Origin of the sequence: Staphylococcus sp. LKG3-1 (assembly GCF_048568385.1) — a bacterium.
In the GTDB taxonomy this organism is placed as follows: domain Bacteria; phylum Bacillota; class Bacilli; order Staphylococcales; family Staphylococcaceae; genus Staphylococcus; species Staphylococcus saprophyticus.
The window spans coordinates 581,466-596,885 of record NZ_CP183796.1 but is presented as its reverse complement, the minus strand read 5'-3'; the positions used below and the strand labels follow the sequence as shown (position 1 = coordinate 596,885).

Annotated in this window: 16 protein-coding genes; all 16 read left to right on the top strand. The window is 32.8% G+C overall.

Features of this window, described 5'->3' with window-relative positions:
* Positions 1–286 precede the first annotated feature (286 nt).
* The 16 genes from rpsA to ACM595_RS02765 all read left to right on the top strand — a co-directional run bounded on the left by rpsA (position 287) and on the right by ACM595_RS02765 (position 15,397).
* On the top strand, positions 287–1,468 hold the full coding sequence (gene rpsA / locus ACM595_RS02840; protein WP_419744430.1) for a 30S ribosomal protein S1: 1,182 nt from the start codon (positions 287–289) through the stop codon (positions 1,466–1,468).
* A gap of 177 nt (positions 1,469–1,645) precedes the next feature.
* On the top strand, positions 1,646–2,956 hold the full coding sequence (der, locus tag ACM595_RS02835) for a ribosome biogenesis GTPase Der (RefSeq protein ID WP_002483246.1): 1,311 nt from the start codon (positions 1,646–1,648) through the stop codon (positions 2,954–2,956).
* Positions 2,957–2,973: 17 nt separating this feature from the next.
* A complete protein-coding gene (locus ACM595_RS02830; protein ID WP_002483247.1) occupies positions 2,974–3,972 on the top strand; it encodes an NAD(P)H-dependent glycerol-3-phosphate dehydrogenase in 999 nt (332 codons plus the stop codon).
* 168 nt (positions 3,973–4,140) lie between these two features.
* Positions 4,141–4,413 carry an HU family DNA-binding protein gene (locus tag ACM595_RS02825; protein WP_002483248.1) on the top strand — a complete coding sequence of 91 codons (273 nt, stop codon included), beginning with the start codon at positions 4,141–4,143 and terminating at the stop codon, positions 4,411–4,413.
* Positions 4,414–4,906: 493 nt separating this feature from the next.
* The gene (locus tag ACM595_RS02820; protein ID WP_002483249.1) at positions 4,907–5,479 is read left to right on the top strand and encodes a hypothetical protein; all 573 of its coding nucleotides are present in this window, start codon (positions 4,907–4,909) and stop codon (positions 5,477–5,479) included.
* Between the two features lies 1 nt (position 5,480).
* Complete coding sequence (locus ACM595_RS02815) at positions 5,481–6,182, top strand: demethylmenaquinone methyltransferase (protein WP_002483250.1); 702 nt, start codon at positions 5,481–5,483, stop codon at positions 6,180–6,182.
* 26 nt (positions 6,183–6,208) lie between these two features.
* A complete protein-coding gene (locus tag ACM595_RS02810) occupies positions 6,209–7,162 on the top strand; it encodes a polyprenyl synthetase family protein (RefSeq protein ID WP_011303068.1) in 954 nt (317 codons plus the stop codon).
* Positions 7,163–7,308: 146 nt separating this feature from the next.
* A complete protein-coding gene (gene ndk / locus ACM595_RS02805) occupies positions 7,309–7,758 on the top strand; it encodes a nucleoside-diphosphate kinase (protein WP_002483252.1) in 450 nt (149 codons plus the stop codon).
* Positions 7,759–8,050: 292 nt separating this feature from the next.
* Positions 8,051–9,217, top strand: a complete 1,167-nt coding sequence (gene aroC / locus ACM595_RS02800) for a chorismate synthase (protein ID WP_002483253.1) — start codon at positions 8,051–8,053, stop codon at positions 9,215–9,217.
* A 39-nt stretch (positions 9,218–9,256) separates the two neighbouring features.
* Positions 9,257–10,324: a 3-dehydroquinate synthase gene (aroB, locus tag ACM595_RS02795; RefSeq protein ID WP_002483254.1), complete on the top strand. Its 1,068-nt coding sequence runs from the start codon at positions 9,257–9,259 to the stop codon at positions 10,322–10,324.
* An 11-nt stretch (positions 10,325–10,335) separates the two neighbouring features.
* On the top strand, positions 10,336–11,634 hold the full coding sequence (gene aroA, locus ACM595_RS02790; protein WP_002483255.1) for a 3-phosphoshikimate 1-carboxyvinyltransferase: 1,299 nt from the start codon (positions 10,336–10,338) through the stop codon (positions 11,632–11,634).
* A gap of 4 nt (positions 11,635–11,638) precedes the next feature.
* On the top strand, positions 11,639–12,886 hold the full coding sequence (locus tag ACM595_RS02785) for a tetratricopeptide repeat protein (protein ID WP_002483256.1): 1,248 nt from the start codon (positions 11,639–11,641) through the stop codon (positions 12,884–12,886).
* 20 nt (positions 12,887–12,906) lie between these two features.
* Positions 12,907–13,467, top strand: coding sequence for a YpiB family protein (locus tag ACM595_RS02780; protein WP_419744429.1), 561 nt, complete (start codon positions 12,907–12,909; stop codon positions 13,465–13,467).
* A 4-nt stretch (positions 13,468–13,471) separates the two neighbouring features.
* Positions 13,472–14,071 (top strand): DUF1405 domain-containing protein, encoded by a 600-nt coding sequence (locus tag ACM595_RS02775; RefSeq protein WP_041080663.1) that lies wholly within the window; start codon positions 13,472–13,474, stop codon positions 14,069–14,071.
* A 39-nt stretch (positions 14,072–14,110) separates the two neighbouring features.
* Positions 14,111–14,806, top strand: coding sequence for a zinc metallopeptidase (locus ACM595_RS02770; protein WP_011303074.1), 696 nt, complete (start codon positions 14,111–14,113; stop codon positions 14,804–14,806).
* Between the two features lie 273 nt (positions 14,807–15,079).
* Positions 15,080–15,397, top strand: a complete 318-nt coding sequence (locus ACM595_RS02765; RefSeq protein WP_037538413.1) for a nucleotide pyrophosphohydrolase — start codon at positions 15,080–15,082, stop codon at positions 15,395–15,397.
* Positions 15,398–15,420 lie beyond the last annotated feature (23 nt).

The following is a 15,420-nucleotide window of genomic DNA, read 5'->3' as shown; positions in this document are numbered from 1 at the left end:
ATAGCTAGATATATAAAGCCCTTTCTTTCCAAATTGTGTAAAAAGGTTATATAATACAATTATCGGGTATAAAACTTACATGAATTTTTATACTAATACGAGCTGCATATAAAGTGAAATTGTAAAAAATAGGTAAACTTATTTAAAATTTAGTTAGCTAAATGACCCTATTTTACAGCATTTTAACAATTAATATTTGAATTCCTTAATTAAAGTGGAATTTCTTGACAATTTTGTCAGATTATAAGATGTTATAAATATGTAGTGTAATAAGGAGGCAGACAAGATGACTGAAGAGTTTAACGAATCAATGATTAATGACATTAAAGAAGGGGATAAAGTTACAGGCGAAGTTCAAGAAATTGAAGAAAAGCAAGTAATTGTTGCTGTTAATGGTGCAAAATTTAACGGTATTATCCCAATAAGTCAACTTTCAACACATCATATTGATAATCCTAGTGATGCTGTCAAAGTTGGTGATGAAATTGGTGCATATGTTACTAAAGTAGAATATGACGAAGAGAATGAAACGGGTGCTTACATCCTTTCGAAACGTCAACTTGAAACTGAAAAATCATATGAATTTTTACAAGAACAACTAGACAATAACCAAACAATTGAAGCTAAAGTCACTGAAGTTGTTAAAGGTGGTTTAGTGGTTGATGTTGGTCAAAGAGGATTTGTTCCGGCTTCATTAATTTCTACAGATTTCATTGAAGATTTCTCTGATTTTGAAGGTCAAGTTCTTAAATTAAAAGTAGAAGAATTAGACCCTGCAAATAATCGTGTCATTCTTAGTCGTAAAGCAGTAGAGGCATTGGAAAATGCAGAGAAAAAAGATGAATTATTGGAATCACTTAATGAAGGTGACGTTATAGAAGGTAAAGTTGCTCGACTTATAAACTTTGGTGCATTCGTAGATATAGGTGGCGTTGATGGACTTGTTCACGTTTCTGAATTATCACATGAACATGTAAAATCTCCTGAAGATGTGGTTTCAATTGGTGAAACGGTAAATGTGAAAATTAAATCTGTAGACAAAGATTCTGAACGCATTTCTTTATCTATTAAAGATACGTTACCTAGCCCATTTGAATCAATTAAAGGTGAATTCAACGAAGGCGATGTAATCGAAGGCACTGTCGTAAGATTAGCTAACTTTGGTGCATTTGTAGAAATTAAACCTGGTGTACAAGGTTTAGTGCATATTTCTGAAATTAGTCATTCACATATTGGTTCTCCAAGTGAAGCGTTAGAACCTGGCCAAGTCGTAAGTGTTAAAGTGCTTGGTGTAGATGTAGAGAATGAGCGTATTTCGTTATCTATAAAAGCTACGTTACCAAATGAAAATGTTATCGAAAGTGATAGTGAAACAACACAATCCTATTTAGATAATGGTTCTGATGACGAAGATAATCCAACATTGGGTGATGTATTCGGTGATAAATTAAAAGACTTTAAGTTTTAATACAAAGTATGATGCCAATTTTAAATCTTGTCCTAATGATAACTAGGGCAAGATTTCTTTTTTTGCCATAAAATTACAATGTAATAATTATAACAGTCATATTGTTTTAATATTTCTTTTTATTTATCTAACCCGTATGATAGAATTATAGAGATTAAAAAAGAGAGGAAGTTAGTTATGACTAAACCTATAGTAGCAATTGTTGGTAGGCCAAACGTTGGTAAATCGACAATTTTTAATAGAGTCGTAGGCGAGCGTGTATCGATTGTAGAAGATACGCCAGGAGTGACTCGTGATAGAATTTATTCATCAGGTGAATGGTTAACGCACGATTTTAATATCATTGACACGGGTGGTATTGAAATTGGAGATGCACCATTTCAAACTCAAATAAGAGCTCAAGCAGAAGTTGCAATTGATGAAGCTGATGTTATCATTTTCATGGTTAATGTAAGAGAAGGCTTAACTCAAAGTGATGAAATGGTTGCACAAATGTTATATAAATCAAAAAAACCTGTCGTGTTAGCCGTTAATAAAGTCGATAATCCAGAAATGAGAAATGAAATTTATGATTTTTATTCTCTTGGCTTTGGAGATCCATACCCAATATCCGGTTCACATGGACTTGGTCTAGGTGATTTATTAGATGCAGTTGTTAAACATTTTAAAGAAGAAGAACCTGATCCATATGATGATGATACAATTAGATTATCAATTATAGGACGTCCAAATGTAGGTAAATCAAGTTTAGTGAACGCTATCTTAGGTGAAGACCGCGTCATTGTTTCCAACGTAGCAGGCACAACACGTGATGCTGTAGATACTGAATATAGCTATGATGATCAAGACTATGTATTAATTGATACTGCCGGCATGCGTAAAAAGGGTAAAGTATATGAAAATACTGAAAAATACTCCGTTTTACGTGCACTAAAAGCAATAGAAAGATCGAACGTCATACTTATTGTCATAGATGCTGAACAAGGTATCATAGAACAAGACAAACGTGTTGCAGGATATGCGCATGAAGAAGGAAAAGCCATCGTTATCGTAGTTAATAAATGGGACACGGTAGATAAGGAAACAAATACAATGAAAAAATTCAAGGATGAAGTACGTAAAGAGTTTCAATTCTTGGACTATGCAGAAATAGCATTTGTTTCAGCTAAAGAAAAACAACGTCTTAGAACGTTATTCCCATATATTAAAGAAGCCAGTGAGAATCATAAAAAGCGTGTTCAAAGTTCTACACTTAATGAAGTTGTCACTGATGCTATATCAATGAACCCGACACCGACAGACAAAGGACGTCGTTTAAACGTATTTTATGCTACACAAGTTGCAATTGAACCACCAACATTTATCGTTTTTGTCAACGATGTAGAATTGATGCATTTTTCTTATAAACGTTATTTAGAGAATCAAATCAGGGCTGCATTTGGATTTGAAGGTACACCAGTGCATATTATAGCAAGAAAAAGAAATTAATCATCGGAGGGGATAGCATGTCTAAAGTTACCGTTTTTGGTACTGGAAGTTTCGGTACAGCATTAGCAAATGTCTTAGCCGAAAATGGACATCAAGTATTGATGTGGGGGAAAAACGAAACCACTATAAAAGAAATTAATGAACAACACATTAATAGTAAATATTTAAAAACCGCTGAGTTAAATAAAACTATTGAAGCAACACTTGATATTGAAACCGCTGTTGCTTTTGCTGATATTTATTTAATGGCACTACCTACCAAAGCGATGAGAGAAGTAGCTCAAACAATTGATTCGTTATTATCTAGTAAGAAAACGTTTATACACGTTGCTAAAGGTATTGAAAATGATACTTATAAACGCGTATCTGAAATGTTAGAAGATTCTATTTCACCTAAACATAATGCAGGAATTGGCGTACTATCAGGACCAAGTCATGCCGAAGAGGTAGTCATTAAACAACCTACAACAGTAGCAGCTTCTTCAAAATCAGAATCTGTACGGCAACTAACACAAGATTTATTTATGAATGATTATTTACGTGTTTACACAAATGAAGATCTCGTAGGTGTTGAACTCGGAGGCGCTCTAAAAAATATCATCGCTGTTGCAAGCGGTGTAATTTCAGGAATGGGCTTCGGAGATAATGCTAAAGCGGCATTGATGACTAGAGGTTTGGCTGAAATTAGTCGTTTAGGCGAAAAATTAGGTGCAGATCCTATTACTTTTCTTGGTTTAGGTGGTATTGGCGATTTAATTGTGACATGTACTTCAACACATTCCAGAAACTATACATTAGGCTATAAATTAGGTGAAGGAAAATCACTTGATACTGCTTTAAATGAAATGAATATGGTTGTGGAAGGTGTATATACAACAAAATCAGTTTACCATTTATCAAAAGAAGTCAATGTTGATATGCCAATAACAACCGCTCTATACAAAGTATTATTCGAAAATAGACCCGTAGATGAAAGCGTTAAAGATTTGATGGGACGAGGAAAGAAAGCAGAATAAAAGAGTATAATTACACTTTTTATAAAATATATAACAATTTGCTATCAAAATCCTATTATTTCAACGTTTTTTGCACATAAATCATTGCAGTAGCAGTAATCGTTGTGTTAAAGTCATACCATAATGATATTAAGTATCATTATAAACCCTAGGGGAGGTGAATTCATAATGAACAAGACAGATTTAATCAATGCTGTAGCAGAGCAAGCTGATTTAACTAAAAAAGAAGCTGGTTTAGCTGTAGATGCAGTATTCGAATCAATTCAATCATCACTTTCTAAAGGTGAAAAAGTACAATTAATTGGATTCGGTAACTTTGAAGTACGCGAACGCGCTGCTCGTAAAGGCCGTAACCCTCAAACTGGTAAAGAAATTGATATCCCTGCAAGCAAAGTTCCAGCATTCAAAGCTGGTAAAGCTTTAAAAGACGCAGTAAAATAATTCTTTACTAAAAGTGAAGCCCTTTTTAAGGGGCTTTTTCTTTTTTTATTAAGCTTTTAACCTTTTTAAGGGGCTTTTTCTTTTTTTATTAAGCTTTTAATTAAATACTTATCAATATAAACAAAAACTTTATGATATCATTTGTGTTAACTACAAACTATATATTCACAATGATTTAAGATACAATGAAACTAAAATTAATACATACGATGAAATAAATCACAGTTCAGACTAAGACAAGTACATTCGTTTTAGTCTGAATTATAATGTGAACAACTGGTGATTGAATTAAAACAGCTTTAAATCAGTCATTTCAAGCACTAGCCATTCTTTCCAAATTGAGAAGACGAAACTTTTTTAGCAAAATGATATAAGTAGTTCTTACGCTTTTTTTATATATAATGCACGATTATTGTTAACTATGGTTTTCGTTGATTTTATTTTTCTCTATATAATGTTAATATGTATATGGATAATAACGTGAGGTGTGAACATGGAAACGACATTAAACATATTAGAAACACAAATTACACAGCGACTTCGCGGTGTAAATCATTATGAATCAATCTATATAAATAAAACGTTGGCACAAATTCTTGATTCTTATGATATACCACAAGAAGCTAAATTAGCTTGCCTCACAATAGATACAGCAATGCGTCACTTAGACGAAGTTTCTACAACTTTATCGTCTAAAAAATCTATTTTAATAGGTGACTTGTTAAGTGCACATTTTTATACATTATTAGCAAATTTAAATGATCCAACTTATCAAAAAGAAATTAGTACAGCCATTGTAGAAGTAAATGAAATGAAATCTTCTATTCACCACGAAGCAATAGATATTAACGCTATTGGAGCATATATATTAAAAATAGAAAATACATTTCCACTAATTACAATAAAACGATTTATTCCAAATGCTGATACTTCTTTTATCAATGATAAATTAATAGCAAATTTAAGTGAAAATCACCCTTCATATTTAAGTAATTATTCTAAAGAAACGCTAGAATCATTTTTAGACCAACTAAAAACTGAAATTCATCCAAAAAGAGGTAATTAATATGGCAGATAATAAAGCAAAAAAAGAACAAGTACATGATGTTTTCCAAAATATTTCTGGTAAATACGATCGGCTGAATAACATCATAAGTTTCGAGCAACATAAAACATGGAGAAAGCGCGTAATGAAAGAAATGAATGTGAAGTCTGGATCTAAAGCATTAGATGTTTGTTGTGGAACAGCAGATTGGACAATCTCTTTAAGTAAAGCTGTAGGTCACACTGGAGAGGTCATCGGTGTAGATTTCAGTGAAAACATGTTAGAAGTTGGAAAACGCAAGACCAAAGATATGCATAATATTCAACTTGTTCATGGTGATGCAATGAATTTGCCATTTGAAGATAACGAATTTGATTATGTAACAATCGGTTTTGGTTTAAGAAATGTGCCTGATTATTTAGCAACATTGAAAGAATTAAATCGTGTACTTAAACCAGGTGGTATGATTGTTTGTCTTGAAACAAGTCAACCTACAACGCCAGTATTTAAACAATGTTACAAACTTTATTTTAAATTTGTGATGCCAATTTTTGGTAAAATTTTTGCAAAATCTAAAGATGAATATGAATGGTTACAACAATCAACATTTGATTTTCCAGATAAAGAAAAACTGAAAAGACTATTTAATCAAGCAGGTTTTAGTAATGTTAAAGTCCGTAGCTTTACAGGTGGCGTTGCAGCAATGCACCTTGGCTATAAATAAAAATGAATCAACCAAAGGTGATTAGCGTGTCAAAGTTAAATATAAATAGTGAAATAAAAAAAATAGAAAAACGATTAGAACAGTCAATTAAAAGTCACGATAAAGTACTCGAGGCTGCTTCACATCATTTATTTTCTTCTGGTGGTAAACGCGTTAGACCAGCTTTTGTAATTTTAAGTAGCCAATTCGGCAAAGAAATGAATGAAGATGTTTATCGTGTCGCAGTTACGCTTGAATTAATTCACATGGCTACTTTAGTCCATGATGATGTTATAGATAAAAGCGACAAACGTAGAGGCAGTTTGACGATTTCAAAAAAATGGGATCAAAACACAGCCATACTCACTGGTAATTTCTTACTCGCTCGTGGACTTGAACATATATCGAATATTGAAGCTAATCGTGTACACGCTGTTATTTCTCGCGCCATTGTAGAAGTATGCATGGGAGAACTATATCAGTTTCAGGATCAATTCAATGGACATCAGACAATAACAAACTACTTACGTCGAATTAATCGTAAAACAGCATTGCTCATTCAATTGTCTACAGAAGTAGGTGCAATCACCTCTGGAGCTGACGCAAAAACTGTACATAATCTAAAAATGATTGGCCACTATATAGGTATGAGTTTCCAAATTGTAGATGATATATTAGATTTTACTAGTACTGAGAAAAAACTAGGCAAACCAGTTGGAAGTGACTTGATGAATGGTCATTTAACTTTGCCTGTGCTTTTCGAAATGAGAAAAAATGAAACATTTAAACAACAAATCCAGCAATTAAATTCAGAAACGGATCATGAAACATTCGTTAAACTAATTGATCAAATTAGAAACTCTGATGTCATTGCGCAATCTCAAGCTGTAAGCGACAAATATCTTAATAAGGCTTTACATTTAATTGATGAATTAGATAACGAAGATTCAAAATCATTATTTAAAAAGTTAATTAAAAAAGTTGGTAAAAGAAATGTGTAACTTATGTGAAAAATATTGAAAGCGCTCTAATAACCTGTTAATATATGAATGTGATTCAAAACATATTTTTATTTTTAATACATATTTGTGTACATTAATTTATTAATCGTACACTGATACATAACAAACAGGGGGAAGCACACACAATGGAAAGAACATTTTTAATGATTAAACCAGATGCAGTACAAAGAAATTTGATAGGGGAAATTATTTCTCGCATTGAAAGGAAAGGTCTCAAATTAGTTGGTGGTAAATTTATGACTGTACCACAATCACTAGCTGAAGAGCATTATGCTGAACATACTGACAAACCGTTCTATAAACATTTAATTAGTTTTATAACATCTGCACCAGTATTTGCGATGGTTGTTGAAGGAGAAGATGCAGTACATGTAGCTCGTCATATTATAGGTAAAACAAACCCATCAGAAGCTACGCCAGGTACAATTAGAGGAGACCTTGGTTTAACAGTAGGAAGAAATATTATACATGGCTCAGATTCAGTTGAGTCAGCAAATAAAGAGATTAATCTTTGGTTTAAGGCTGATGAATTAAGTGAGTACTCAGAGTCTAGAGAATCTTGGTTATACGAATAATCATTAAAAATTGTAAATACCAATAATTAAACTGATTAGATCATTGTATCTAATCAGTTTTTTATATGTACAAAACAAATTTTCCACTCGTTTTACATGACTATAGTAATCAAGTACAGGATTTAATATAATTTAAATAACTCAAGTGTTACACTTGTAAAATAATAATATTAGAAGTCATTTTTATGAATATTCAGCAATTATTAATTTTCCTATTAATTTGAACTATTGAATATGATAAGATATAGAACATATATTAATTTAAAGTACTAAAGAACGGAGTGGGTAAAGTATGAGATATTTAACTTCTGGTGAGTCACATGGACCTCAACTAACGGTGATTATTGAAGGTGTGCCAGCTAATTTAGAAATTAATGTAGCTGATATAAATGAAGAAATGTTTAAAAGACAAGGTGGATATGGTCGTGGTCGCCGTATGCAAATTGAAAAAGATGCTGTTGAGATTGTTTCAGGTGTGAGAAATGGTTATACACTTGGAAGCCCAATTACACTGATTGTTACAAATGATGACTTCACACATTGGAAAAAAATAATGGGCGCAGACCCAATTAGCGAGGAAGATCAAGATAATATGAAACGTGTTATCACTAAACCTCGTCCTGGTCATGCAGATTTAATCGGTGGGATGAAATACAATCACAGAGATTTAAGAAATGTATTAGAACGCTCATCTGCACGTGAAACAGCAGCACGTGTTGCTGTAGGCGCCGTTTCAAAAATACTTTTGAAACAATTAGATATTAACTTTTATAGTAGAGTAGTAGAAATTGGTGGAGTTAAAGATGATTTAGAATATGACTTAGATACAATCAAATCAAATATCGATAAAAATGATGTGCGTGTCGTTAATGATGAAATCGCGCAAACGATGCGAGATAAAATCGATGCTGCTAAAAAAGCTGGTGATACAATCGGTGGCGTTGTACAAACAATCATTGAAGGTGTACCGATTGGAATTGGTAGCTATGTACATTATGATCGTAAACTAGACGGTCGAATTGCACAGGGTGTTGTAAGCATCAATGCGTTTAAAGGCGTTAGTTTTGGTGAAGGGTTTAAAGCAGCTGAAAAACCTGGAAGTGAAATTCAAGATGAGATATTATACGATACAACAAATGGGTATTATAGAGGCTCAAACCATTTAGGCGGCTTTGAAGGCGGCATGTCTAATGGAATGCCAATCGTTGTTAATGGTGTAATGAAACCTATTCCGACACTATACAAACCATTAAATTCAGTAGATATTAATACTAAAGAATCATTTAAAGCATCTATTGAGCGTTCTGATAGTTGTGCTGTACCTGCAGCCAGTGTTGTTGTTGAAAACGTAGTCGCATTTGAATTAGCAAAAGCATTGCTCGAAGAATTTCAATGTAATCATATTGAACAGCTTCAATCACAAATCAAAGAACGTCGTTTATTAAATATAGAATACTAAAATGTAACTAAAAAATTCACAGATTATTGAGGTGATTACATGAAACTAGAAACAACTTATAAATCTAATAATTATCCTATCATTGTAGAACACCAAGCAATAGACCATTTACATCAGTTTATCAAAGACTATGAAGATGTCGTACTTGTGGTCGATGAACATGTAAACCATGATTGGCACGAGTTGTTAGATTTTATCACTTCTGAAAATAATGCACATAAATTGATCATTCCTTCAGGAGAAACGACAAAAACCTTATCATTTTATGAAAAAACCATCGAATCATTATTAGCTAAACAATTAACGCGTGATACATGTCTCATTGCGATCGGTGGTGGTGCTACTGGTGATTTCACAGGTTTTCTTGCTGCGACTTTATTAAGAGGTGTTGATTTCATTCAAGTTCCAACAACTATTTTGGCACATGATTCAAGTGTGGGTGGCAAGGTAGGGATTAATTCTAAACATGGTAAAAATCTAATAGGCGCTTTTTATAGACCTAAAGCTGTTATTTATGACCTGAATTTTTTAGAAACATTACCTTACACTGAGATATTAAGTGGTTATGCAGAAGTTTATAAACATGCCTTACTAAACGATATAACGTCTGTAAATAATATTGAAGCACAGTATCCAAATGAACAAGCACTTGCTTCGTTAAAGGATATTGAATATTTTCTATATAAAGGTATAGAAACAAAGCTAAATATTATTGTTCAAGATGAAAAAGAATCTAATGTACGTAAATATCTAAATTTGGGGCATACTTTTGGACATGCTGTTGAATATCAATTTAAAATCCCACATGGTCACGCCGTCATGATAGGTATAATTTATCAATTTATAGTTTCTAATATCATATTAAATACACATTATGATATTTCACATTATATTCAGTATTTAAAATCACTAAACTATCCGTTAGAAGTCATTCAATCATTTGAATTTAATTCATTGTATGGATTAATGTTAAAAGATAAAAAAAATGATCAACAAGGTGTGCAAATGGTGCTTTTAAATGCTATTGGGGATCCTCAAGTCAAACACGTAGATAAAGCCACACTTTCACAAGCTTTTGAAATATTCACAACACATTTTGAAAAGTAGGTGCCTAAAAATTGTCAAATAGTAAATTAGTAGAAATTAACGGACCACTTGTTGGGGAAATCGAAGTACCTGGCGATAAATCAATGACACATAGAGCGATTATGTTAGGTTCGCTTGCAACTGGAAAATCAACCATTTATAAGCCGCTTCTAGGTGAAGATTGTCTTCGTACAGTCGAAATATTTAAACTTCTAGGCGTTCAAATTGAAGTCAATGAAGATAAAATCGAAATTGATTCACCTGGCTATAAGTATTTCAAAACACCACACCAAGTGTTATATACTGGGAATTCTGGTACAACGACGCGTTTAGTCGCCGGATTATTATGCGGACTCGGCATAGAAACAGTCTTATCTGGGGACGAATCTATTGGTAAACGCCCAATGGATAGAATTATGAAACCATTAAGATACATGAATGCAAATATTACTGGAATTAATGATAATTATACGCCACTGATTATTAAACCTGCTTCTATCAGCGGTATTACTTATGAAATGGAAGTAGCCAGCGCACAAGTTAAAAGTGCAATTCTTTTTGCAAGTCTTTTTGCTAATGAACCAACGAAAATTAAAGAATTTGATACAACACGAAATCATACAGAAACGATGTTTGAACATTTCAATATACCTATTGCTGTAAATAATGACATTATTGAAATGCCAAGTCTTGGTATCGAACATATTAAACCTGCTGATTTTCACGTACCAGGTGACATATCGTCCGCAGCATACTTTATTGTTGCTGGCTTGATTACGCCGGGCAGTGATATTACAATTCACAATGTTGGCATTAACCCTACACGTTCAGGTATCATAGAAATCGTGACACAAATGGAAGGGAATATCACATTATTTAATCAAACAGATAATCCAGAACCAACAGCATCAATTCGCGTGCAATATTCACCTAATATGAAACCTATTCATATTGATGGTGACCTTGTACCTAGAGCGATTGATGAGATTCCAATTGTAGCCTTACTTTGTACGCAAGCGAATGGTACAAGTATTGTAAAAGAAGCGGAAGAACTTAAAGTTAAAGAAACAAACCGCATTGATACGACCGCAAATATGCTTAATTTGTTAGGGTTTACATTGCAACCAACGAATGATGGTTTAATCATCCACCCATCTGCATTTGAACAAACGGCGACAGTTAACAGTTTCACTGATCATCGTATTGGAATGATGTTAGCCATCGCGTCATTGTTATCAAATGAAGCACTACCAATCGAGCAATTTGATGCTGTCAATGTTTCTTTCCCAGGTTTCTTACCAAAGTTAAAACAATTAGAAAAAGAGGGATAATAGTATGGAAGATATCTACAAACTCATAGACGATATCAACTTACAAAAATTAGATAACCTAGATACACGGGTAAATGATGCATTAAGTTCCCCTAAAGACGATGCATTATTTATTCTTGGTGAAACGTTATATAATTATGGTTTAATGCCTCAGGGCTTAGAAGTGTTCCGTACGCTTTACCACAAATATCCTGATGAAAGTGAACTATTAATCTATTTCATCGAAGGGTTAATGTCTGAGAACCATACTGATGAAGCCTTAGAGTATTTAAGTGAAGTGGAAATATCCACTGAAAGATTAATGTTAGAAGCTGATTTATATCAACAATTAAATATGCTTGAAGTTGCAATTAGTAAACTTGATGAAGCAATTGACATTGAACCAAATGATCCAATTATTCATTATGCATTAGCAGAATTATTATACTTTGACGGACAGTATTTAAGAGCTACGTCTGAATACGAAACTGTCCTTGAAACAGGCGAATATGAAGTGAATGGCGTGAATTTATTTTCACGTCTAGCTGACTGTAGTTTGCAAAGTGGGAATTATAGCGATGCTATCAAAATGTTTGATGAAATTAGTGAAGACGAGATGGACTCTGAAGACTATTTTAAAAAAGCAATTGCTTATGAAAAAAATGATCTTACGCAAGAGGCAATTAATTTAGTACAGACTTTATTATCTAAAGATCCTGATTTCTTACAAGCTTATTTTTATTTACAACAATTATATGAAAATGAACACAACCATGCAGATGCAATTGAAATTGGTAAAGAAGGTTTACGCTTAACACAATTTTATAAAGAATTGATGGTCTCTACAGGAACAATTCAAATAGAGCATGGCGATGCAAATGAAGGTGTCCAATTGCTTATTCAAGCATTAGAAGTAGATAATGCATACCAAGAACCTTTACTAATATTAAGTGATTTATATAGACAAGAAGAAGATTACGAATCACTCATAGGATTACTACAATATGTTGACGAAGAAGACTTGGATCCTGTCTTTATGTGGCATCTTGCCTATGCACTTGGCCAAGAAGAACGAGATAAAGAAGCGCAACACTTTTTCGAATTAGCGTATACGACGTTACAAACACAATCAGCATTTTTAAGTGATTACTATTATTATTTGATTGAAATTGGCCAAATTAAACAAGCCAAAATGATTTTAGACCAATTATTAGAATTAGAGCCTAGTAATGAAACTTGGCACGACGAAGCTGAAAGATTACAATCTTTCTAAATTAGGAAAGGTGGGTTCGAATGACTTATACCCTACAACAATCTAAAGTAGCTTTTATTGAATACCTTCTATTTCATTATCAGTTTAAATCTAGAATTAGTGTATGGGTATTGAATTTAATCAAGTCATCACCGAATTTATTGCAACAAATACACTTTGTAGATGCACGTATTCCAAATCATAACACACTAGAAATAGCTACAGAAAATACGGTAGAGCCTGCAATAAGATTTACACTAGACAATCAACAATTAATCAATAGCAATGAAATCTTTGAATTTATAGCAAATGATGCTTTGTCTTTTGATATAAAAGTATATTTTAGCGACACGCAAAAAAGAGATTATAAATTAGATAATTTATTGTTAACACAATTACTCAATTCACCTTATTATGCTGTATATATGCAAGATATATACAGCATTCCTTTATCGAAGCAAAGTGAGACTTCTATTATTTCTCATTTACAAGATAATATTGATTTAAGTTTACAATTACATGATAAAGCGTTGTTTTATCAATTATCACAAATCCTTAATACGTTTAAATTAAGAAATGTAAATACATCAACGAGGGACTGACGCTATGAATATAAAAACGTTATGGCATGCAATGATATATCATAAGGGTGTGCTTTACTTCTTACTTATTTGTAATTTACTAGGAACGGCATATGGTTATATATGGTACGGTAGTCAACTTAGTGTTACTGATATACAATTTAAGGCCTTTGTACCTGATAGTCCGACTGCATCACTGTTTCTATGTATTATCATTCTGGCCTATATATTCGGTAAACAAATACCCATTTTTGAGGCTTTGGCCTTTGTATCGCTTATTAAATACGGTGTTTGGGCAGTCATTATGAATATCATCATGTTTATACAATACGATGCAGTAACGATTACGGGTTGCATGCTTATACTATCGCATGGCGTAATGGCAGTTGAAGCATTCGTCTTTTATCCAAGGTTTAAAATATCTATTTCTGCATTTATTATTGCTATGATCTGGGTATTTCATAACGATATTATCGATTACGTTTTTATGCAGTATCCCTATTATGATTTTATCGCGAGTCATATTGAAGGTGTTGCTTATCTCGCTTTCTGGTTGAGTATTATTCCGTTAATTCTATATTTAAATTTAACTCGATTTGAAAAAGATAAAATATTTGACCACTAATGAAGGACACAGTAAAATGTTTATAAAGGAGTGAGGTTTTTGTCTTTTATCTATATGATTATATACTTTGTTATATTAATGGTACTGCCTCTTTGGGCGCAGCACAAAGTTAAATCTAATTATGAAAAATATTCACAAGTCAGATCTACAAGCGGAAAGACGGGTCAAGAAGTAGCTTTAGAAATACTTCATGCTAATGGCATTTACGATGTTGATGTTGTAGAAGGACAAGGTTTCTTAACGGACCATTACGATCCACGTAAGAAAGTACTTGTACTATCTCCAGCTAACTTTAGCAGACCTTCAGTCGCTGGTACTGCTATTGCTGCACACGAAGTTGGTCATGCAATTCAACATGCGCAGGGCTATTTCTTCTTGAGATTCAGAACTTCTTTAGTACCGCTTGCTAATATTGGTAGTTCAATCGGCTATTTAGCTGTATTTGCAGGTATTATTTTAACAAGCTTACAAAGTACTTTAGGTTCTACAGCACTATGGATTGGTATAGCATTTATGTCATTTGCAGTATTGTTCTCAATTGTCACATTACCAGTTGAATTCAATGCTAGTAGTAGAGCAATGAAACAAATTCAAAGTTTAGATATCGTAAATGAAAAAGAATATCGTCATGCTAAAAAAGTACTTACAGCTGCTGCAATGACTTATGTTGCATCAACTGCAGTTGCTTTAGCAGAACTTGCAAGATTTATTCTAATTGCTAGATCAAGTGATTAATATAATTGATTCCCAAACATCTTTGATGTTTGGGTTTTTTTATGTGCTAATTCTTAAATTTTCTCATAATCAAAATACGACCGTTGTAATACAATTATTGAGTTGCTTATGTATAGTACATTTTTCCTCATCTAGATACACAAGTATCCTACTGCTTTCTAAATATATTTTTTCACAATCAAGCATAAGCCTTAACTGTTGCAGGAATAATGCATGAAACATAAAATTAGTCTATACTATAAAAGAAACCGTTAGAAATGAGAGGCATATATTATGAAATCTATGAAAGAAATGCAAACCGAAGTAGATGACTATATTGGACAGTTTAAAACAGGATATTTTTCTCCATTAGCGAACCTAGCGCGCTTAACTGAAGAAGTCGGGGAACTTTCAAGAGAAATCAATCATGTATATGGTGAGAAAAAGAAAAAAGCTTCAGAAGATGATAATACAATTAAAGCAGAATTAGGAGATAACTTATTTGTCTTAATGTGTATTGCCAATTCTTTAGATATCGATTTAACTGAAAGCTTTGATGAGACGATGGAGAAATTTAATACACGTGACAAAAATCGTTTCGAACGAAAATAATTTTACATGAATGAGAAAGGATG